The sequence below is a fragment of the Vreelandella sedimenti genome (assembly GCF_013416325.1).
Taxonomy (GTDB): Bacteria; Pseudomonadota; Gammaproteobacteria; order Pseudomonadales; family Halomonadaceae; genus Vreelandella; species Vreelandella sedimenti.
Map to the genome: position 1 here is coordinate 43,584 of NZ_JACCGK010000001.1, position 20,459 is coordinate 64,042.

Annotated in this window: 17 protein-coding genes; 8 read left to right on the top strand and 9 right to left on the bottom strand. The window is 57.3% G+C overall.

All coding sequences use genetic code 11. From position 1 onward, the window contains the following. Positions 1–17 precede the first annotated feature (17 nt). The 3 genes from HZU72_RS00185 to gbca form a co-directional block, all read right to left on the bottom strand. Positions 18–2,069, bottom strand: coding sequence for an NADH:flavin oxidoreductase (locus HZU72_RS00185; RefSeq protein WP_180089471.1), 2,052 nt, complete (start codon positions 2,067–2,069; stop codon positions 18–20). A gap of 157 nt (positions 2,070–2,226) precedes the next feature. Next, positions 2,227–2,865, bottom strand: a complete 639-nt coding sequence (locus tag HZU72_RS00190) for a TetR/AcrR family transcriptional regulator (RefSeq protein WP_180089473.1) — start codon at positions 2,863–2,865, stop codon at positions 2,227–2,229. Between the two features lie 133 nt (positions 2,866–2,998). After that, positions 2,999–4,285 (bottom strand): glycine betaine monooxygenase oxygenase subunit, encoded by a 1,287-nt coding sequence (gene gbca / locus HZU72_RS00195; protein ID WP_180089475.1) that lies wholly within the window; start codon positions 4,283–4,285, stop codon positions 2,999–3,001. Positions 4,286–4,649: 364 nt separating this feature from the next. Here gbca and gbcB point away from each other — a divergent pair, with 364 nt between their 5' ends. The 8 genes from gbcB to HZU72_RS00235 all read left to right on the top strand — a co-directional run bounded on the left by gbcB (position 4,650) and on the right by HZU72_RS00235 (position 15,055). Then, the gene (gene gbcB, locus HZU72_RS00200; protein WP_180089477.1) at positions 4,650–5,756 is read left to right on the top strand and encodes a glycine betaine monooxygenase reductase subunit; all 1,107 of its coding nucleotides are present in this window, start codon (positions 4,650–4,652) and stop codon (positions 5,754–5,756) included. A 285-nt stretch (positions 5,757–6,041) separates the two neighbouring features. Continuing rightward, positions 6,042–7,355 carry a serine hydroxymethyltransferase gene (gene glyA / locus HZU72_RS00205; protein ID WP_180089479.1) on the top strand — a complete coding sequence of 438 codons (1,314 nt, stop codon included), beginning with the start codon at positions 6,042–6,044 and terminating at the stop codon, positions 7,353–7,355. Between the two features lie 12 nt (positions 7,356–7,367). After that, the gene (locus tag HZU72_RS00210; protein WP_180089481.1) at positions 7,368–8,618 is read left to right on the top strand and encodes a sarcosine oxidase subunit beta family protein; all 1,251 of its coding nucleotides are present in this window, start codon (positions 7,368–7,370) and stop codon (positions 8,616–8,618) included. Between the two features lie 24 nt (positions 8,619–8,642). Beyond that, the gene (locus HZU72_RS00215) at positions 8,643–8,984 is read left to right on the top strand and encodes a sarcosine oxidase subunit delta (RefSeq protein ID WP_180089484.1); all 342 of its coding nucleotides are present in this window, start codon (positions 8,643–8,645) and stop codon (positions 8,982–8,984) included. Beyond that, positions 8,981–12,031 carry a sarcosine oxidase subunit alpha family protein gene (locus tag HZU72_RS00220; protein WP_180089486.1) on the top strand — a complete coding sequence of 1,017 codons (3,051 nt, stop codon included), beginning with the start codon at positions 8,981–8,983 and terminating at the stop codon, positions 12,029–12,031. Before HZU72_RS00215 ends, HZU72_RS00220 begins: the two co-directional genes overlap by 4 nt. Next, positions 12,024–12,659, top strand: coding sequence for a sarcosine oxidase subunit gamma (locus tag HZU72_RS00225; protein ID WP_180089488.1), 636 nt, complete (start codon positions 12,024–12,026; stop codon positions 12,657–12,659). Before HZU72_RS00220 ends, HZU72_RS00225 begins: the two co-directional genes overlap by 8 nt. A gap of 61 nt (positions 12,660–12,720) precedes the next feature. After that, a complete protein-coding gene (gene purU / locus HZU72_RS00230) occupies positions 12,721–13,587 on the top strand; it encodes a formyltetrahydrofolate deformylase (protein ID WP_180089490.1) in 867 nt (288 codons plus the stop codon). 85 nt (positions 13,588–13,672) lie between these two features. After that, positions 13,673–15,055 (top strand): L-serine ammonia-lyase, encoded by a 1,383-nt coding sequence (locus HZU72_RS00235; RefSeq protein ID WP_180089492.1) that lies wholly within the window; start codon positions 13,673–13,675, stop codon positions 15,053–15,055. Between the two features lie 61 nt (positions 15,056–15,116). Here the strand turns inward: HZU72_RS00235 and HZU72_RS00240 are convergent, their stop codons facing one another. The 6 genes from HZU72_RS00240 to HZU72_RS00265 are packed head-to-tail and all read right to left on the bottom strand — an operon-like array spanning position 15,117 to position 20,448. Next, positions 15,117–16,400, bottom strand: coding sequence for an MSMEG_0569 family flavin-dependent oxidoreductase (locus HZU72_RS00240; RefSeq protein WP_180089494.1), 1,284 nt, complete (start codon positions 16,398–16,400; stop codon positions 15,117–15,119). Positions 16,401–16,441: 41 nt separating this feature from the next. Next, complete coding sequence (locus HZU72_RS00245) at positions 16,442–16,726, bottom strand: MSMEG_0570 family nitrogen starvation response protein (RefSeq protein WP_180089496.1); 285 nt, start codon at positions 16,724–16,726, stop codon at positions 16,442–16,444. 2 nt (positions 16,727–16,728) lie between these two features. Beyond that, on the bottom strand, positions 16,729–17,730 hold the full coding sequence (locus tag HZU72_RS00250; protein ID WP_180089498.1) for a sll0787 family AIR synthase-like protein: 1,002 nt from the start codon (positions 17,728–17,730) through the stop codon (positions 16,729–16,731). Next, positions 17,727–18,335, bottom strand: a complete 609-nt coding sequence (locus tag HZU72_RS00255) for an MSMEG_0567/Sll0786 family nitrogen starvation N-acetyltransferase (protein WP_180089500.1) — start codon at positions 18,333–18,335, stop codon at positions 17,727–17,729. Before HZU72_RS00255 ends, HZU72_RS00250 begins: the two co-directional genes overlap by 4 nt. 33 nt (positions 18,336–18,368) lie before the next feature. Then, a complete protein-coding gene (locus tag HZU72_RS00260; RefSeq protein ID WP_180089502.1) occupies positions 18,369–19,463 on the bottom strand; it encodes an MSMEG_0568 family radical SAM protein in 1,095 nt (364 codons plus the stop codon). Then, positions 19,456–20,448, bottom strand: a complete 993-nt coding sequence (locus tag HZU72_RS00265) for a Nit6803 family nitrilase (RefSeq protein WP_235975844.1) — start codon at positions 20,446–20,448, stop codon at positions 19,456–19,458. The genes HZU72_RS00260 and HZU72_RS00265 overlap by 8 nt, the downstream gene beginning before the upstream one ends. Positions 20,449–20,459 lie beyond the last annotated feature (11 nt).

Genomic DNA, 20,459 nt, shown 5'->3' on the forward strand with positions numbered 1-20,459 from the left:
GTGGATCGGCGCTTGTATTAAAGGTCTTTGACCAACCTGAGCGCGTCGTAGATGGCCGCGTGGGTGTTCCGGGACTCGACGGCATCGCCGATCCGGAACAGCTGGAAGCGGCCATCCGGGTTGCTAGTCACGGTCTGGGGGGCGCCCACGATCAGGTCATCGTAATTCACCTCGCCGCGGTTGCTGGCGTGCGGTTTTAGCTCGAAATAGATATCGGCCATCGGTGTGATGCCGTAGTTGACGACCACTTGGTCGATACGCCGCTCATGATCCCTATCCTGCTGGCCATGAATGGCATAGTCGCTGGTGATTCCGGCGAGCAGTTGGCTGCCGTCGCGCTGCACGGACTTCAGCCGGTAAGTCGGGGTGAAGGTGACGTTGGCACGCTGCAGGGAGCGCATGTAGGGCACCAGGTTCATGGCCATGATCTCTGCGGAGAAGGTGCGATCCGGCGTCATAATCTCGAGCTCGGCCCCCGCGGCGGCAATGATCTCCGCCGCCTGCAGGGCGGCATGGTCGCCTGCATCGTCGAACAACAATACCCGTTTGCCCGGCGGCACGTGCCCGGAAAGAATGTCCCAGGTATTGACGACTAAGTCGCTACCCATCGCGGGCTGATCTTCCATGGGGTAGCCGCCGGTGGCCACGATCACCACATCGGGTTTTTCGGTGAGCACGTCCTCGGCCTCGGCCCAGACGTTGTAGCGGATCTCGACGCCGAGTGCTTCGCAGCGCGCCAGGCGCCAATCGATGATGCCCAACATCTCGCGACGCCGCTCACTCTGCGCCGTAAGACGTATCTGCCCTCCAGCATCGCTGGCGGCTTCGAATATCACCACCGAATGGCCACGCTCACCGGCAACACGAGCGGCTTCCAACCCTGCTGGCCCTGCGCCGATAATGACGACTCGCCGTTGCTTTGCCGCCTTGGGAATGGTGTGGGGCATGGTGGTTTCTCGCCCAGTGGCGGCGTTATGGATGCAGTAGGCGGCACCGCCTTGATAGATGCGATCAAGGCAGTAGTTTGCGCCAACGCAGGGGCGGATCTCTTCCTCCCGCCCTTCGGCGATCTTGCGCACGATGTGCGGGTCGGCCATGTGGGCACGGGTCATGCCGATCATGTCGACCTTGCCTGAGGCGATGGCATAACGGGCAGTGGCGACATCCTGGATTTTGGCGCCATGGAAGGTGGGGAAGTCGATCTCGCGACGTATTTCGCCGGCAAAATCCAGGTGCGGGGCGCTGGGCATACCCTGGATGGGAATCACGTCGGTGAGCCCTGCATCGGTGTCGATGTGGCCGCGAACCACGTTGAGGAAGTCGATCAGGCCGCTACTCTTCAAGCGTCGCGATATCTCCATCCCATCGCCGGAGGTCAGCCCGCCCGGCAGCATCTCGTCGCCGGTGTAGCGCACGCCTACGATAAACGCTTCACCCACCCGCTGGCGAATAGCGCGCAGCACGTCGAAGGTGAAACGCAGTCGGTTATCGAGGTCGCCGCCATAAGGTTCCTCAAGGGTATTGGTCAGCGGCGACCAGAACTGATCCATCAGGTGGCCATAGGCCTGTAGCTCGATGCCATCAAGGCCGGCGGCATGCATTCGCTCGGCGGCATCGGCGTAGTCGCGGATCAGGCGCTCAATATCCCAATCCTCGACCTGCTTGGGAAAGGCGCGGTGGGACGCCTCGCGACGATGAGAAGGCGACACCGCTGGCAGCCAGTCTCCCTTGTCCCAACGGGTGCGACGGCCCAGGTGGGTGAGTTGGATCATCACTGCGGTGCCGTGCTCGTGACAGGCGTCGGTCAGCTCACGCATCCAGGGCACTACTTCATCCTTATAGGCGAGGATGTTATTGAACACGGGTGGGCTGTCCTTGGCCACCGCCGCGGATCCGGCAGTCATAGTCAGGCCAAGGCCTGCCTCGGCGCGCTCGACGTGGTAGGCCCGGTAGAGTGCCTTGGGCATCCCATCCTCAGGGTAAGCGGGCTCATGGGCTGTCATCATAAGCCTGTTTTTCAGGGTTAGATGTTTGAGCTGGAAGGGCTGCAGCAGCGGATCGTTAAGCATGGACAGGACGCCATTTTATTGTGTATTTAATAAATTTAGGCGCTAATGTTCATTGTTGTCAATTAAATGTTCATTGATGTACATTTCGAGGCGAGCATGTTTAACCGCTGGTACGGCTGGGAGGTAGGTGGTGTTAGCCGATCAGGCTTGCTGTGGGCTAGTAAGTGCCGGTTGGAGAATAATATCCATGGCGGGCATGGAAACGTTGCAATTCCCTGGATCCAGGTGGCTGGCCGGTGAAGATTTCGACATAGGTGGGGATGCGCTGCATGCGCACCTCGAGCGGTTCCTGGGTTTTCATCGAGATATAGCCGATCTGGGTTAGGTAGATGGTGCGGCCACGAACGTTGGCTGCCAGCGGATCATAGCCGTAGCGCTGGAACATTCGCGCCAGTGCGTCGATACGGGTGGCATCAGCCGCATCGATTTCACTCACTACTGATGCTGACTGTAGCGCCCAACTGCGCATGGCGAACTCTAGCGGGGAGTCGAACAGTTTAGGATCCAGCCAGCAGTCGAAGACATTGAGCATCGCCTCGACGATATTCTCGGCATAGGCTTCGGTCTGATGCACTAGCCCTTGGGTATTCTTTTCACGCCAGCGTGCGATCAGTGCCTCCAGCAGTGCCTCGCGATCCTTGAAGAACCAGTAGAAACTGGTTCGAGAAAGCTTTAGTCGCTTGGCCAGGGAAAGAATGCGCACGCTATCGACGCCTGATTCCAGTAGCAGCTCAAACGCCGCATCTAGCCAGACGTCTTGAGAACCCTTGGCAGCGGGAATATCGGTGGATGGCATTGAGCAGGTCTCTAAGAATAGTCTAGGAATAGTGTGGCAAAGTGTACACAGGTGTCTCTTATGTGTACACGTTGTCAGCTACTCTGGCTAAGTCCTAGTGACGGTAAACGTCGCTGCCTTGATCCTTCAAGTTTTAACCTTGGGCTAAGTGTAACGTCGGCGCATCATATCCTAGGTTCTCGAGCATGCGGGCGGCGTACCAGTCGATAAAGTCGATAACGCCGAACTCATAGGTCTCGGAGTAAGGGCCGGGTTGGTAAGCCTTGGAGTTAATGCCACGCTGGTTCTCTTCGGCGAGTTGGCGATCCTGGTCGTTGGTCGCATCCCATACTCGGCGGAGCTGCTCGGGATCGTAGTCAACGCCTTCCACGGCATCCTTGTGAACCAGCCACTTGGTGGTCACCACGGTTTGCTGCGGGCCAAGCGGTAGCACGCGAAATACCACCGCGTGATCGCCCATGAAGTGATTCCATGAATTGGGCAGATGCAGAATGCGCAGTGAGCCCATATCAGGGCTTGTTAATCGGCCCATTAGTTTCTTGCAGCCGGGTTTACCGTCCATTGTCATGGAGACAATGCCATCCAGCAGCGGCGTGCGGGTTAAGCGGTTGCGCTTGCCAAGTCGCATCAATTGGTGAGGAACCTGCTCCCGATCCCAGTCAGACTGTTTGCGGGCCACCAGAGCCTTGTAGGCGGGTGTTGCGCGCGGGTCGTCGGTGTCATCAAACTCCTGCAATGAGTTCAGCAGCTCGGGGTGAGCACCGTTGCAGTGATAGCACTCGCGGTTGTTTTCGATGACAAGCTTCCAGTTGGCTTGCTCGACGATACTGGACTCGACGGCGACCTTGACGTTGTCCATTTGGTACGGCACAAGGTAATGCTCAAGCGTTTGCAGAAAATCATCAATCGCCGGCGGTTCATCGCTCAGGTTGATAAAGATGAAGCCACCGGCTGTATGCACGCTGACCGGTTTGAGGCCAAATTGATCGAGTTTGAAGTCAGTGCCCATATCGCTACCGGCAAACAACAAGCGGCCATCAAGTTCATAGGTCCACTGGTGATAAGGACAGACGAGTTTGGCAACTTTACCCTTATCCTTTACACAAAGGCGCGAACCGCGGTGGCGGCAAACATTGTGAAACGCATGAATCGCGCCTTCACTGCCGCGCACGATGACGATGGGATTATTGCCAATATCCAATGTCATGAAGTTGCCCTTGGTAGGGATCTCGCACGCCATGCCGGCAAACAGCCATTCCTTTTCGAAGACCTCCTGCATATCAAGCGCAAACAGGCGGGCATCGTTGTAAAACGGCTGTGGAAGCGAAAAGGTATGTCCTCTTTCTTGCAGCATCTGAACCGTTGACTCACGCGCTGCAGCGAGTGGGTCACCCATCCGATTAGAAACACTTTTTTCCATTACCAGTATCCTCGTAAACCTCCGCTCCCCCCTCAAGGGCTGCGAATCGGCCGTTAGTCAAGATTGCGTATCTTGTTGTTCTGTTGCGTAACCTGGCGTTTGATTTCAAATATGGCCTGACGTCAGGCTTCGATTGTGTTGCAGGCGCTGTCTTGCCAATTATCTGCCCGCGACATTAGATGGCGTAGTGGCGACTAAAAAAGAGGTTTCTAAACGATAAAGAGTGGCACGAGGTAAGTGCGAGTCGCTGTCAGGTAAGTCGGTTGGCAGGCGCGTCCCCAAAATGCAGCTCAAAGGTGCTGACCGTATCGCAAATATGGTTCGGCGATGCATGGTGATTAAGGCTGGTCAGGCAGAGGCGACAATGACAACTAATTTTTTCAATCCGGTCACGACCCAAACCTGGACCAACGGCCGCCACCAGGTGCGTTGCGTCAAGGTGATCCAAGAAACCCAGGATGTGCGCACATTCTGCTTCATGGCCGAGCAGCCCGTGCTGTTCTTCTTCAAGCCCGGTCAGTTCGTGACCCTCGAGCTTGAGATTGATAATCAGCCGATCATGCGCTCCTATACGATTTCCAGCTCCCCCTCCATCCCTTACAGCTTTTCCATCACTGTTAAACAAGTGCCGGGCGGTAAAGTATCTAATTGGCTACACGCCAATCTGAAGGTGGGCGACGAGCTGGTGGTGCACGGGCCGGTAGGTAATTTTAACTCTATCGATTTCCCTGCCGAAAAAGTGCTGTTTCTCTCGGGCGGTGTGGGCATTACCCCTTTGATGTCCATGACACGCTGGCTTTTTGATACCAACGCCGCTGTTGACGTTGAGTTCATACACAGCGCTAGAGCCCCCCGGGATGTGATTTATCACCGCGAGCTGGTGCATATGTTTTCGCGTATTCCCGAGTTCAAGCTGCATATTATTTGCGAGAACAAAGAGGATATCGGCGAGGCCTGGGCCGGCTACCGTGGCTACCTTACCCAGCCGCTGTTCGAACTCATTGTGCCGGACTTTATGGAGCGGGAGATATTCTGCTGCGGCCCGACCCCCTACATGAACGCCGTCAAAAATATTCTTCGTGCCAACAACTTCAACATGGATCACTACCATGAGGAGTCGTTTGGCGCTACGCCGGTTGAGGTACGTGAAGATGTCCTTGAGCTGGCCGAACAGGCAGAGGTCGACGCCGAAAATGTCGACACCAGCGATCTGCACAGCATCGAATTCGCCTCTTCAGGGAAAAGTGTGCGTATCCAGGCGGGTGAGACGGTTCATGCGGCGGCGGCCAAGCTGGGTCTGCATATTCCCAAGGCTTGTGGCATGGGAATTTGCGGTACTTGCCGAGTGGAACTCAAGTCGGGAGAAGTGGAAATGGAGCATAACGGCGGTATTACCGATGAGGATGTCGAAGAAGGTTACATCCTGTCGTGCTGCAGTCGGCCTAAGGGGAATCTAGTCGTCGATTTTTAGCCCCGTCAAGCACCTTGCTGCCTAGTTTTAAGCGCCCTAAACGGCTACTTCCCGTCTAGGGCGCTTTGCTTTTTGGGCGGCGCCAGCCGTGTTAATGGCTAAATTTTGCCGATGTCGCAAATACATCGCGTGGTGACGTCGGCAAGCATCTTGGGCCCGGACTCCAACGATAGTATCGCGGTAAGAAAGCGTTGATAGGGACTTTGGTTGAAAACGGCCGGGGTTTATCAACATTAAAGAGTATATCCAGCACTTAATAAAAAAGTGACTCATCAGGAGGCGGTAATGCTTCAGAATAATTTTTCCCCCAATGCACGTTTGGCCAGTTACGACACGTTGCTTGCTGAAGCAATTGCTGAAGAAACGGTTCGCCAAGAAGCGCATATTGAATTAATCGCCTCCGAAAATTATACCAGCAAACTTGTGATGGAAGCGCAAGGTACACAGCTGACCAACAAGTATGCAGAAGGCTATCCAGGTCGCCGTTACTACGGTGGGTGTGAGTTTGTTGACAAGGTTGAAGCCTTGGCCATTGAGCGGGCCTGCCATCTTTTTAGTGCCAATTATGCCAATGTGCAGCCGCACTCCGGCGCCCAGGCCAATGCCGCTGTGTTCATGGCACTGGTATCGCCGGGCGATACAGTATTGGGTATGAGCTTGGCCCACGGCGGCCACTTAACCCATGGTGCTGCACCCAACTTTTCGGGTAAGCATTACAACGCTGTGCAGTATGGCCTCAAGCCGGAAACCGGCGAGATCGATTACGAAGAAGTTGAGCGCTTAGCTCGCGAGCACCAGCCGAAGATGATCATCGCGGGTTTCTCCGCTTACTCTCGTGTGGTGGACTGGCGGCGTTTCCGCGCCATCGCAGATGAGGTGGGGGCTTACCTGATGGTCGATATGGCCCACGTCGCTGGCCTGGTGGCCGCTGGCCTCTATCCGAGCCCGCTCCCTTACGCTCATGTGGTCACCACCACGACCCATAAAACGCTGCGTGGCCCACGCGGTGGCTTGATTCTCTCCGCTCATGGCGACGAAGCACTCTACAAAAAGCTTAATGGTGCGGTTTTCCCAGGCCAGCAGGGCGGCCCGTTGATGCATGTGATCGCCGCTAAGGCAGTGGCGTTTAAGGAAGCCATGAACCAGGAGTTTGTGCGCTACCAGCAGCAGGTGATCGATAACGCCCGAGCAATGGCCAGTGTGTTCGTTGAACGTGGCTATGACGTGGTATCTGGTGGTACCGACGACCACCTCTTTTTGGTTTCGCTTATCCGCCAAGGCATTACCGGTAAAGATGCGGATGCAGCCCTTGGCCGCGCGCATATTACGGTGAATAAAAACACGGTGCCCAACGACCCGCAAAGCCCCTTTGTGACGTCTGGCCTGCGTATTGGAACCCCCGCGGTCACCACGCGCGGCTTCGATGCCGAGGAGTGTAGCGAGCTGGCTGGATGGATCTGCGACATCTTGGACGAGTTGGCCGCAGGCAAAGACACGGCGTCCATTGAAGCCGAGGTGCAGGCCAAAGTAGCCGATGTCTGTGCCCAGCACCCTGTCTACGCTGAGTCCGCCGCCGAAGCCGTCGAATCCATTGCTTGAGAGGAGGCCCCTATGCAACGTTATTCTGGCTTTGGCCTGGTCAAGCACGCACTGAGCCACCACGAAAACTGGGAACGCCAGTGGCGTAACCCCACACCCAAGAAGCAGTACGATGTGATCATCGTCGGTGGTGGTGGCCACGGCTTGGCCACGGCCTACTACTTGGCTAAAGAGTTCGGCGTCAAGAACGTGGCGGTGATCGAGAAAGGCTGGCTGGGTGGTGGTAATACCGCCCGTAATACCACCATCGTGCGTTCCAACTATTTATGGGACGAATCCGCTGCGCTTTACGAACACGCCATGAAACTGTGGGAAGGGCTTTCCCAGGACCTTAATTACAACGTCATGTTCTCCCAGCGGGGGGTGCTTAACCTGGGGCATACCCTGCAGGACATGCGCGATATCCAGCGTCGGGTTAATGCTAACCGGCTGAATGGTATTGACGGTGAAGTATTAGACGCCAAAGGGGTGCAGGAGCTGGTGCCGATTATGGACTGCTCTGCGAGCGCTCGCTATCCGGTGATGGGGGCTTCCTGGCAACCCCGTGCAGGCGTGGCTCGCCACGATGCGGTGGCCTGGGGCTATGCCCGCGGTGCCGATGCCCATGGGGTGGATATTCTGCAGCAGACCGAAGTTACCGGCTTCAAGATTCGTGACGGTAAGATCTACGGCGTACACACCAACCGTGGCGATATTGAAGCCAAAACCGTCGGTTGTGTGACTGCCGGTAACTCCTCCGTGCTGGCCAAGATGGGCGGCTTTAACTTGCCGTTGGAGTCCCATCCGCTGCAAGCCTTAGTCTCTGAACCGATCAAACCTATTCTCGATACGGTGGTGATGTCGAACCAGGTGCATGGCTACATCAGCCAGTCCGACAAGGGCGACCTGGTGATCGGCGCGGGCATCGACGGCTATAACGGCTATGGTCAACGCGGCAGTTATCCCACCGTGGAGCACACGCTCCAGGCGATCGTTGAAATGTTCCCAATCTTCTCTCGGGTACGCATGAACCGTCAGTGGGGCGGTATCGTTGATACCTGCCCGGATGCCTGTCCGATTATCTCCAAAACGCCGGTGAAGGGTCTGTACTTCAACTGCGGCTGGGGTACCGGCGGCTTCAAAGCCACACCAGGGTCGGGGCATGTATTCGCTGCCAGCCTGGCCAAGGGGGAGATGCACCCCATCGCCGAGCCGTTCTCCATGTTCCGCTTCCATAGCGGCGCACTGATCGACGAACACGGCGCTGCCGGCGTGGCCCACTAGGGTTTATACGAGAGGAGTATCCGTATGTTCTATATCTATTGCCCCTACTGCGGCGAACACCGTGAGGAAGAGGAATTCCACCCCAAGGGTCAGGCGCATCTCGAGCGCCCCAAGGAGCCCGAGGCGTGTAGTGACGAAGAGTGGGGGGATTACCTGTTCTTCCGTGACAACCCCCGTGGCGTTCACCATGAAATGTGGGTGCATGCGGTGGGTTGCCGCAAGTTTTTCAACGTGACGCGTCACACCGTGAGCTACGAGATTCTCGAGACTTACAAAATGGGCGAGCAGCCGTCGATTACTGCCGACAGCCAAAGCCAGGCTCGCGAGGGCGCTGCGGTAAGCCAACAAGAAGGAGTGCGGGCATGAGCCAGTCCAAGCAACAAGTGTACCGCCTTAACACGGGCGGCCGTATCGATCGCTCCCGCACGTTGAGCTTTACCTTTAACGGCCAGCGTTACCAAGGGCACCCCGGGGATACCCTGGCTTCGGCGCTGCTAGCTAACGGTATCGATATCGTTAACCGCAGCTTCAAATACTCTCGGCCCCGCGGCATTGTCGCTGCGGGCGCCGAGGAGCCCAATGCCATCGTGCAGCTAGGCAGCAGTGAAGCGGCCCAGGTGCCCAATGTACGCGCCACCCAGCAGGCGCTATATGACGGCCTGACCGCCAGCAGCACCAATGGCTGGCCGAACGTACAGCGCGACCTGATGGGCCTGTTCGGCAAGCTGGGTGGGCAGTTTATGCCACCGGGCTTCTACTACAAGACCTTCATGGCGCCGGCCTCGATGTGGCTGACCTACGAGAAGTACATCCGCAAGGCGGCGGGGCTGGGTCGCAGCCCCATGGAAGCCGATCCGGATAACTATGATCACTTCAATCAGCACTGCGATGTGCTGGTCGTCGGCGCAGGCGCCGCGGGTCTGGCGGCAGCGCTGGCCGCCGCGCGCAGCGGCGCTCGGGTGATGGTGGCCGATGAGCAGGAAGAGATGGGCGGCTCGCTGCTGGCCAGCCGCGAAACCCTAGAAGGCAAGCCGGCGGATCAGTGGGTGGCCCGGGTGCTGGACGAGTTGGCGAGCTGCGAGAACGTCACGCTGCTGCCGCGTACTACGGCCAACGGCTATCACGATCACAATTTCGTTACCCTGCATGAGCGGCGCACCGAACACCTGGGCGATACGGCGCCGGTGGAAAATGGCCACCGTCAGGTACGCGCACGCCTGCACCGGGTACGCGCCGGTCAGGTGATTCTGTCCACGGGCACCCACGAGCGTCCGCTGGTCTACGCGGGCAATGACGTGCCGGGCAACCTACTGGCTGGCGCTGTGTCGACCTACATCCGACGCTATGGCGTGGCACCGGGCCGCAAGCTGGTACTCTCCACCAGCAACGACTACGGCTACCGCGCTGCCCTGGACTGGAAAGAGGCCGGCTGCAAAGTCGTCGCTATCGTGGACGCCCGCGAGGTGCCGGCAGGCGATTGGGTGGATGCCGCTCGCGCCCAGGGCATCAAGATTATTACGGGCTGCGCAGTTATCGAGGCGAAGGGCAGCAATCGGGTCACCGCAGCACGGGTTGCCAAGATCGATATTGAGGCTTTCAAAGTGACCGGCCCGGTTCAGGAGTTGGCCTGCGACACCATCGCCAGCTCCGGCGGCTACAGCCCGGTGATTCACTTGGCGTCCCACACTGGCGCGCGGCCGACCTGGCGCGACGATATTCTCGGCTTCGTGCCGGGGCTGGTGAAGGGCGTTCAGGCGTGTGGCGGTGCCAACGGCTGCTATGCGCTGGGAGACGTGCTGGCAGAAGGTGTCGAGGCTGGCATCAAGGCAGCGGCCGCCATGGGGCATGCCGTTCAGACGGTCACTCTGCCGAGCGCTGAACGTCTGCAGCAAGGGCCTGCGGTGGCGCTCTTCCAGGTGCCTCACGAGAAGCCCACGCTGCGCGGCCCCAAGCAGTTCGTCGACCTGCAGAACGACGTCACCGCGGCGGGCATCGAGCTTGCGACCCGGGAAGGCTTCGAGTCCATCGAGCACATCAAGCGCTATACCGCGATGGGCTTCGGTACGGATCAGGGCAAGCTGGGCAACATCAACGGCATGGCGATTGCCGCCCGTTGCTTGAATCGCTCCATTCCCGAGGTGGGCACCACGGTGTTCCGTCCCAACTATACCCCGGTGACCTTCGGCGCCATCGTCGGTCGCCACTGCCGTGATTTGTTCGATCCCGAACGCTACACCGCGCTTCACCAGTGGCACGTGGAGCGTGGCGCCGAGTTCGAGGACGTCGGCCAGTGGAAGCGCCCCTGGTACTATCCTCAGAAGGTGAATGGCAAAACCGAGACGATGCACGAGGCAGTGGCTCGCGAGTGTCTGGCTGTGCGCGAGAAGGTCGGTATCCTCGATGCCTCGACGCTTGGCAAGATCGATATTCAAGGGCCAGATGCGCGTGAATTCCTGGCGCGGATTTACACCAACAAGTGGGAGAAGTTGGCAGTCGGCAAGTGCCGCTACGGCCTGATGTGCAAAGATGATGGCATGGTCACCGATGACGGCGTGACCAGCTGTCTAGCCGAGAATCACTTTTTGATGACCACCACCACCGGTGGCGCGGCGGCCATCCTCGAGTGGCTGGAGTTGTGGCATCAGACCGAATGGCCGGAACTGGATGTCTACTTCTCTTCAGTGACTGACCACTGGGCCACCATGACGATTACCGGCCCGGAAGCGCGCAAGCTGCTCGCTGAGATCAGTGATCTCGATCTTGACCGCGATAGCTTTAAGTTTATGGACTGGCGATCCGGGAACGTGGCGGGGGTGCCTGCGCGTGTCTATCGCATCTCCTTTACCGGCGAGCTGACCTTCGAGATCAACGTCCAGGCCAACTACGCCATGCACGTCTGGCAGACGCTGTTCAAGCATGGCGAGAAGTATGGTTTGACGCCCTATGGCACCGAAACCATGCACGTTCTGCGCGCTGAAAAGGGCTTCATTATCGTGGGGCAGGAAACCGACGGCTCCGTGACGCCGGAAGACCTGGGTATGCAGTGGGCGATCGGCTACGACAAGCCCTACTCATGGATCGGCAAACGCGCTCTGACACGCAGTGACACCAAGCGTGAGAACCGCAAGCAGCTGGTGGGACTCAGGCCCAAGGATCCCAAGGTGATTCTCGAAGAGGGGGCCCAGATCGTGTTCGATCCTAATCATGCGATCCCCATGCCGATGGTGGGGCACGTGACCTCCAGCTACTACAGCCCGATCCTGGACTCAGGGTTTGCGCTAGCGGTGGTCAAGGGCGGCCATCAGAAATTGGGCGAGACGGTCTACCTGCCCATGGCGGACGGCCAGACCTTTGAGGCCGAAATCGTCAGTACCATTTTCTATGACCCCAAGGGAGAACGCCAGAATGTCTAACGCGGCCACCTTCGATACCCGTACTGAAACCGCTATCCCGGTAGAGTCCCCGTTAGCCTATAGCTATCGTCGCAGCGGTGCGCCCCAGGCCGGTGGCCCAAGCCGACTTCAGCTGCGCGAGCGGGCGATGCTGGGGCATCTGATCCTGCGTGGCGGCGCCATCGTGCTCGATGAGGCGGTGCGCGACGTGCTGGGGCTCAACCTGCCCGGCCAGCCTCAGACGCTGGTGCAAGATGCCAGCGGTGAACGTTCTATCCAGTGGCTTTCCCCGGACGAGTGGCTGGTGATAGTGCCCGGCGGCGAGGAATTCCCGCTGGAGACCAAGCTGCGCGAGCAACTGGGCAGCGCCCACTTTGCGATCAGCGACGTCAGCGGCGGCCAGACCCTGATCGAGCTTTCCGGCGAGGCGGCCCGCGAGCTGCTGATGAAAACGGTGGTCTACGACGTGCATCCCAGCCACTTCCCGGTGGGCAAGGGTGTCACTACCGTCTTCGCCAAGGCGACCACGATCCTTCGTCGTCCCAGTGAAGACCGCTGGGAGCTGGTAATCCGGCGCAGTTTTGCCGACTACTGCTACCGCTGGTTGCTGGATGCCGGGGCAGAATTCGGCATTAACGTACAACAATAAGCGGGCAGGCCGGAACTGCGTTCCGGCCGCTATACCTGCGGTTAACCGAGATACATGAACTATGAGCCGAATGAGCGATACCTGGATACTTGCCGCCCAATGCCCAAGCCGCTTGGGGACGGTGGACGTCGTCACACGCTTTCTAAAAGAGCAGCAGTGCTACATCACTGAACTCAACTCTTTCGATGATCGGCTCGGCGGGCGTTTTTTCATTCGTGCCGAGTTTCGCCCAGAGCTAGACGGGTTCCATGAAGAGAGCTTCCAGGCCGATTTTGCCGCGCGGGCAGGCGAATTCGACATGCAGTTTGAACTGACTGCGCCGGGTAAACGTACCGGAACCGTGATCCTCGTCTCGAAAGCGGATCACTGTTTGAATGATCTTCTCTATCGCTATCGCACAGGGCAACTGCCTCTGGATATTAAAGCGGTGATTTCAAACCACCCTGATCTGGAGCCGTTGGCAACATGGCACGGTCTGCCTTATCACTATCTGCCGATCAGCCCCGAGACGAAATTGCAGCAGGAAGCCCAGGTACGAGAAATCATCGCGGATACCGACGCTGAATTGGTGGTGCTGGCAAGGTATATGCAGGTGCTTTCACCTTCCATGTGTGAGCTATTAGCTGGACGGGCGATCAATATTCACCACTCGCTGCTGCCCGGTTTTAAAGGCGCTAAGCCTTATCATCAGGCGTATGAAAAAGGGGTTAAGCTGGTCGGCGCAACGGCGCACTACATTAATAATGACCTTGATGAAGGGCCGATTATTGCCCAAGGGGTCGAGCCTGTGGACCACACCCATTACCCTGAGGATCTGGTTGCCAAGGGGCGTGATATCGAGTGCCTCACCCTGGCCAGGGCGATCAGCTATCACTTGGAACGCCGCGTGTTTTTTTACGCCGGGCGTACGGTAGTGTTCAGTAATTAATGCCTTGTCAGCCTGCGCTCAATACATCATAAAACGTTTCAGGCAACGCCTGAGGTTACCTGTTTGTACGATACGAGGTGTTCCAATGCCTATCAGTGTCTTCGACCTTTTCAAGATTGGCGTAGGCCCCTCCAGCTCCCACACCGTCGGGCCCATGCAGGCGGCGTTTAACTATGTCGCCACGCTGCGCGAACACCGCCTGCTTGATCAGGTGGAACGCCTGGAGGTGCATCTTTACGGGTCGCTATCCGCGACGGGGGTCGGGCACGCCACCGATCACGCGATCATTATGGGGCTAATGGGGGAGCGCCCTGACAGGATAGACCCTTCGATGATTGGCCCCGCCATCCAGGCGCTAAAAGACAGCCAGTTATTGCCGCTGGGCCGCCAAATAGACGTCGATTTCGACTGGAAAAATGATCTTTATTTTCATGAAGAGAGTTTGCCCCACCACCCTAACGCCATGAAGCTGGCGGCTTTTACGCATCAGGGCGACTTGGTGTATGAAAATACCTATTACTCAGTTGGCGGCGGCTTTGTGGTTGAACAGGCCCAGGTGGATATGCCGCTGGACGATTTGGGTGGCGTTACCATTCCTTACAACTTCGATACGGCAGACGAACTCTTGGCGCTATGTAAAAAAGAGCAGCTCAGTGTCAGTCGGCTGATGCTGGAAAACGAGAAAGTATGGCGGACGGAGGAGGAGGTCAGAAACGAACTGTGGCGTATCTGGCAAGTGATGTGTGAATGCATCGACAATGGATTAACCCACGAAGGGATACTGCCGGGCGGGTTAAACGTTAAGCGCAGGGCTAAGCTGCTTCACCAGCATCTTCAAGCGGCAGAGCAGAACGATTGCCTGATCGCCTCAACGTTTTCAGCGATGGAGTGGGTGAATATTTTTGCCCTCGCCGTTAACGAAGAGAATGCCGCAGGGGGGCGCATGGTAACGGCGCCCACCAACGGCGCCGCAGGCATTATCCCCGCCGTCTTACACTACTATATGAAGTTTCAGCCCAACGCCTGTGAGAAAAACGTGGTGGATTTTTTGCTGGCGGCAGGCGCCATTGGCATTCTGTGCAAGAAAAATGCCTCGATCTCCGGCGCCGAAGTGGGCTGCCAGGGGGAGGTCGGATCGGCTTGTGCCATGGCAGCAGCTGGCTTGGCTGATGTGATGGGGGGAACGCCCGAACAAGTCGAGCATGCGGCCGAAATCGGCTTGGAGCACAATTTAGGATTAACCTGTGACCCTGTGGGTGGGTTAGTTCAGATTCCCTGTATCGAGCGCAATGCCATCGCAACGGTAAAGGCGATCAATGCAGCTCAGATGGCATTACGCGGCGATGGCACTCATTTTATCTCGTTGGACAAGGTGATTCGTACCATGCGGGATACCGGCAGGGACATGCTGGATAAGTACAAAGAGACATCCAAAGGTGGATTAGCTGTGAATGCTATTGAGTGTTAACAAGCCCTAGTAACGATGCAGCAACCCTCTGATAGCAACCCAATGGCTAGTGTGAACCACGTCAGGCTGACGCTTGCTCCGAGAGCGGTTGTAAAGCCGCATCCTGTTGTCGCTGATAAGCTTTGATGCGTTCAACCAAGTACTCAGCGTCAGCCGCCACACCAGAGAACCTCCCAGAGCCCCAGGTATGCAGCCATGGTAGGCCAATAAAGTAGAGGCCGGGTTGTTGGGTGACACCGCGTTTGTGTATGGGATGGCCCTGACCATTGAATACCGAGGCATCAAGCCAGTGAAAGTCAGGGCGAAAGCCGATGCACCAGATAATGGTGCTAATCCCTGCGTTGGCCAGATTTAGCTCGGAACGCTCTTGGTTCGGTTCCCAGCACGGCGTGTACTCGGGCGCTGGTGGGGCCTCGATGCCCTGGGAAGCGATATAGGCATCAATTCGCTGGTTTATGTTGCAGTAAACACTGTCGGCATGATCAAGGTTGGCTTTCAAATTATCGCGGAAGATAAAGTCCCCATTGCGGTACTCTTCTAATAGCCCGAATAGCTCCATACCTTCGAGAGCGAACTTACGCAGGTCGATTTCCCGGCCCCCATCACGCCCTGTAACATAGTGGTTGGTGTTATCTCTTACTCCCTCACGTAATGGGTGCTGATCGACCGACATCTCGTAGTAGCCCATTTCATCAAGCCATTCGACAACATCTTTGCCGCGATATTGACGCGCCACGCGCGGGGCATCACCAGTGGCGAGGAAGACTTTTCGCCCAGCAATGTGCAGGTCTTCGGCAAGCTGGGCGCCAGACTGGCCGGAGCCCACCACCAACACCGACCCCTCGGGTAACTGTTCAGGGCTTCGGTATTCCGCGGAATGTAGCTGGAACAACCGATCGGGCAATCGCTCTGCCATACGTGGAATGATAGGGAGATGATAACCGCCGGAGGCCACCACGACCTGATCCGCGCTAAACTCACCCTCGGAACTCTTCACTTCGTACTTCCCGTTGCTATTCAGACTGACGCGATTAACGGCAACGCCTTCGAGGGCGGGAGGCTGAACCTTGGCAGCAAAGCGGTCAAGGTAAGCGACGACGTCGTCTCGTTTCATAAAGCCTTTAGGGTCATTCCCGTCGTAGGGGTGATCGGGTAGCTGGCACTGCCAATTCGGCGTCACTAAGGTGAATGAATCCCAACGCGCTGTCTGCCAGCTATGCATTAAGCTGTGTTTCTCTATAACGAGATGGTCGATTGCCTGTTGTTGAAGGTAGTGGCTGACGGATAGCCCCGCCTGACCGCCACCGATGATAATGGCAGAATAGTGCTTACGTAGGTCTTTCATATCGCTCTCTCTTTGCAACGATTGATGAGATGTTTGATGTGCTAGTCGATGCGGATAATTTCGACCATGTCCTGCGGATTATTGCCAAACTGCTGGGCTTTGGCCTTGATGACCGTCGACTGATCCATGGCACTGGAGCAGAAGAAGCCGAATTTTTGTTCGACGCGCTGGCTGGCCGCCTCTAAGGCTGTGTCGGCGCGCTCCACAAAAGCATCGACGCTGAGACGCTCGCCGACCTGGAAGTACTCCTTTACGACGGTAGAGGGTGAGTAACACTGGTCTTCGCTGCCATCTGGCCAGCGAACGTGGAAGTGTATGGCTGGCATGCTCAAAGCTCCTGTTGGGGAATGGGCATTTGGGGGCGACTCAGCCCAGTTAATGGAGTCGTTGCAAGGTCATGGAACAACTGGCGATCATTGTCGGTTTCTACCCAGAACTGCGGTGAGGAAACGATCTCGCCGATCTGCGCGGCGGCGATGCCACGGGCACGGAAGCGCTCTAGCAGCATGGGGAGGTGCTCATTATCCGTGGTGAGCAGGTAACCGAAGCTAGGGAAGGTGCATAACCAGTCCTCCCAAGTGACTTTCTCGGGTTTCGGGATGGCGTCAAGGTTAATGCTCACACCTACATCAGCGCTCTCCATGAGCATTAAGGTGGTACCGAGGAGACCGGCCTGACTAATATCTTTGGCGGCGATAGCCAAGCCCGCTTCAGCAATACAGGGAAGTAGTTCGATGTCGCCACGCAAACGTTCAGCGGGCGCCGTTGTGGCCGCGTTCCAATTCAGATAGGGCGCTTGATAGGCGCCGCGCAGGTCGATAGCCGCCACTAATAATTGCCCAGGCCGCGCCGCAAAACTGCTCAGCAGGCAGTGGGCACGACCCAGGATGCCAACCGCCAATTGCGGCTGATTGGAGCGCAGGTTGGTGTGGCCACCGACGATGGGAATGCGGAAGGTGTCGGCGGCCTCACGCATGCCTTTGGCAATTAGTTCAGCGCTTTCTGGGTTATGGCTCCATAGGGCATTGACGATTGCCTGGGGCCGCCCGCCCATTGCGGCGATATCACTGACGTTAACCATCACCGAACACCAGCCAGCAAACCAAGGATCCTCGGCGACGAAGGCGGTAAGTAGCCCTTCTATCGCCAACAGTGTGTAGCCTTCACCGCTGGGAATGGCCGCGGTATCGTCGCCGTTGGGGTGCCAGCCATCGGGCAGTGCTGTCAGGTTGGGAGCGATCCGCGCGATGTCGGCCTTATGGGCAAGACCACTATAATCGTGCACTTTCTGGAGCAGTTCTGTTAGGTCGAGTCGTTGCTTTTGGCTCATGATGCTTGTCTCAGTGTGGGGGCTGAAAGGATCTTAAGCAGCCCAGGCGCCAGCTCAGCGAGAGGTTGGCATTGACGCCCAGGCAGAACAAAGCCGCTAAGAGGAGAGTGGCAAGGGGGGTAGTGGGTAAGGTCGGCCTCCATGACGACATGAGGTCGATCAAGGATTAACTCCTCTCCAATGCTTCGCCAGTGCAACTGTTGAAAAAGTGCCTCATTCTGGGCCTGTACCCGGGCCAAAAAGCGTTGGCAGCCCAATGCATGAGCGCTGGAGACGGCCAGCCGAATCAGCGTGGAGCCTAGGCGGACTTGGGCGCGGAAGGCTGGGTCAACAGCAAGACGCGAACCATGCCAGAGTCCAGGTTCTGATTCGTGAATACGCACCGTCCCCACCACTTGCTCATACCATCCTCCTGTGCACCCTAAAGCGACGAGTAGGTGGGCTGAGTCATCGATGGCATCTCGGTCGTCCTGATCAAATATTGCCTGCTCATCGCAGAAAACGCGCCGCCGCAATGCCAGTGCTTCATCGGTTTCCCAAGGCAGGCTCGCCCACTTGATCCGGTAGTTGGAATAGGCCGAATAGGCGTCGGATGTTGACATCATCGGGCACTCCTCTATTAAGCGTTTCGCGTGCTGTTAGCGCTCGTACTCAGACAACGTTGAACAGGCACCGCAACGCCCGCAGCCCGCTTTGATATCGCTAGAGCGCAACGCTGCGAGCTTGAGACGTCTGCCCAACGGCGCCAGGATCGACTCCATAAAGTCGGCGCTGGGCGGCTTATGATCTTCTAATGGCGTGCCGTTAATCGGCACGAACGGCACTACAAAGGGATAAACGCCGATTTCGATTAGGTGTTGGCAGGTTTCTAAAATGGCCTCGCGGGTATCCCCGAGCCCGGCAAGAATATAAGTGCTGACTTGCCCGCGGCCAAAGACGTCAACAGCATCGCGAAACGCCTGCATATACTCTTCGATGCCAACCTCGGCCTTGCCTGGCATCAGCGTTTTTCTTAGCGAAGGTGTGACCACTTCGAGATGCATGCCAAGGCTGTCAATGCCAGTTTCCTTCATGCGGGCATACCAAACGGGATCCTTCGGCGGCTCGCACTGACCTTGCAGCGGAAGATCCACGGCCGCTTTGATGGCCCTGGCACTTTCGCAAAGGACGCTGGCTCCTCGGTCAGGCGTGGCTGGTGTTCCGGTAGTCATGACCATATGTTTGACACCGTCGAGCTCGACAGCAGCCTTAGCCACCTCGGCCAGTTGGTTTGGGGACTTATGTGCAATGGTGCGCCCGGCTTGGAGTGATTGACCAATCGAGCAGAATTTGCAGGCTTTGCGCCTGCTCTCATAACGGATGCATGTTTGCAGTACCGTCGTGGCCAGTACATCGCGGCTATGCAATGTGGCGATATGCGTGTAGGGGACGCCGTCAGCGGTTTGCAGGTCGTAGAAGTGGGGCGTATCTGCAAAGGTAATATCGGCCATAGGAATTGTGTTTTCAGTTAGCCGATGCCCTTCATCACATGACTCTACGCTAAACGGTGAACGCCATGCCGACTGGGTATAGACGGGCACCATCATAGTGATTCCATCGATGGTTATTGCCTGATGGTCAGAAGGGCCAGCGCCGCCCCGTCGGCTGACATGCTCTTGTGATGCATCCTGCAGGCGTACGCCATGGGTTTGAAGTTCCGTGAACAAGCGTGAGCGATCGGCGAGATTACGCATCTTCATCTCCTTGGGCATTATGGCCCTGAGCGGAAGTGGCCAGTGGCTGGCAGCAGTGGGCGGGCATATCGTTAATGACTAGGCTCAATAGTTCAGGGCGGGCATAGTGGCCCACCGAATCCATCATTCGCTTACGCTTGGTAATCAGGGCGAAATCCAGGTCGGCAATGACGATGCCTTCTCCTTTGCGCAGCGGCTCGGCCAAGTGCTTACCTTCTGGCGAGATAATGGCGGTGTTACAGCCATCACGCAGAGCACGTTGTAGCGTGGTGTCGGGGGTAATGGATTCGATTTGGGAGTCGGTTAGCCAGCCGGTGGCGTTAACCACAAAACAACCCGCTTCAAGGGCATGGTGACGGATGGTCACCTCAATTTGATCCGCGAAGACTGGGCCGACCAGCGAGCCAGGAAACTGGCTGCAGTGGATCTGCTCGTGCTGGGTCATCAGGGCATAACGTGCCAACGGATTGTAGTGCTCCCAGCAGGCCAGGGCGCCAACACGGCCCATGGCGCTATCCACCACCTTCAAGCCCGAGGCATCGCCCTGGCCCCAAATCATGCGTTCGTGGTAGGTCGGCGTGAGCTTTCGGCGTTTCAGCAACAGACGCCCGTCGCTATCAAAGATCAGTTGAGTATTGTAGAGGGTGCCATGATCACGCTCATTAACGCCAAGCACGACGACGATGCTCAGGGTGCGAGCGCGCTCAGCGACAGCATCAGTGATCGGGCCTGGTACCACCACGGCCTGTTCATACAGCCGTATGTGCTCGGCGCCACAGGCCACGGCGGGGTAGACAAATGAAAAGTACGGATAGTAGGGAACGAAGGTTTCGGGGAACACGATCAGCTCAGCCCCCTTGCTGGCCGCTTCGTCGATTGCATCCAGTACCTTGACCAGCGTGCCGCCAACACTCTCAAGATCGGGAGAAAGCTGAGCGGCAGCGGCCCGCACTATGGTCGTTCCTGTCATGTTTACTTGTGCCATGACCGCTGCTC

Coding starts and splice junctions, on each gene's coding strand:
- HZU72_RS00190 (WP_180089473.1), bottom strand. CDS start 2,865: ATGCCATCCACCGATATTCCCGCTGCCAAGGGTTCTCAAGACGTCTGG.
- HZU72_RS00240 (WP_180089494.1), bottom strand. CDS start 16,400: ATGAAAGACCTACGTAAGCACTATTCTGCCATTATCATCGGTGGCGGT.
- HZU72_RS00215 (WP_180089484.1), top strand. CDS start 8,643: ATGTTCTATATCTATTGCCCCTACTGCGGCGAACACCGTGAGGAAGAG.
- HZU72_RS00210 (WP_180089481.1), top strand. CDS start 7,368: ATGCAACGTTATTCTGGCTTTGGCCTGGTCAAGCACGCACTGAGCCAC.
- HZU72_RS00255 (WP_180089500.1), bottom strand. CDS start 18,335: ATGATGTCAACATCCGACGCCTATTCGGCCTATTCCAACTACCGGATC.
- glyA (WP_180089479.1), top strand. CDS start 6,042: ATGCTTCAGAATAATTTTTCCCCCAATGCACGTTTGGCCAGTTACGAC.
- HZU72_RS00260 (WP_180089502.1), bottom strand. CDS start 19,463: ATGCGTAATCTCGCCGATCGCTCACGCTTGTTCACGGAACTTCAAACC.
- HZU72_RS00235 (WP_180089492.1), top strand. CDS start 13,673: ATGCCTATCAGTGTCTTCGACCTTTTCAAGATTGGCGTAGGCCCCTCC.
- purU (WP_180089490.1), top strand. CDS start 12,721: ATGAGCCGAATGAGCGATACCTGGATACTTGCCGCCCAATGCCCAAGC.
- gbcB (WP_180089477.1), top strand. CDS start 4,650: ATGACAACTAATTTTTTCAATCCGGTCACGACCCAAACCTGGACCAAC.
- gbca (WP_180089475.1), bottom strand. CDS start 4,285: ATGGAAAAAAGTGTTTCTAATCGGATGGGTGACCCACTCGCTGCAGCG.
- HZU72_RS00220 (WP_180089486.1), top strand. CDS start 8,981: ATGAGCCAGTCCAAGCAACAAGTGTACCGCCTTAACACGGGCGGCCGT.
- HZU72_RS00245 (WP_180089496.1), bottom strand. CDS start 16,726: ATGCCAGCCATACACTTCCACGTTCGCTGGCCAGATGGCAGCGAAGAC.
- HZU72_RS00265 (WP_235975844.1), bottom strand. CDS start 20,448: ATGGCACAAGTAAACATGACAGGAACGACCATAGTGCGGGCCGCTGCC.
- HZU72_RS00225 (WP_180089488.1), top strand. CDS start 12,024: ATGTCTAACGCGGCCACCTTCGATACCCGTACTGAAACCGCTATCCCG.
- HZU72_RS00185 (WP_180089471.1), bottom strand. CDS start 2,069: ATGCTTAACGATCCGCTGCTGCAGCCCTTCCAGCTCAAACATCTAACC.
- HZU72_RS00250 (WP_180089498.1), bottom strand. CDS start 17,730: ATGAGCCAAAAGCAACGACTCGACCTAACAGAACTGCTCCAGAAAGTG.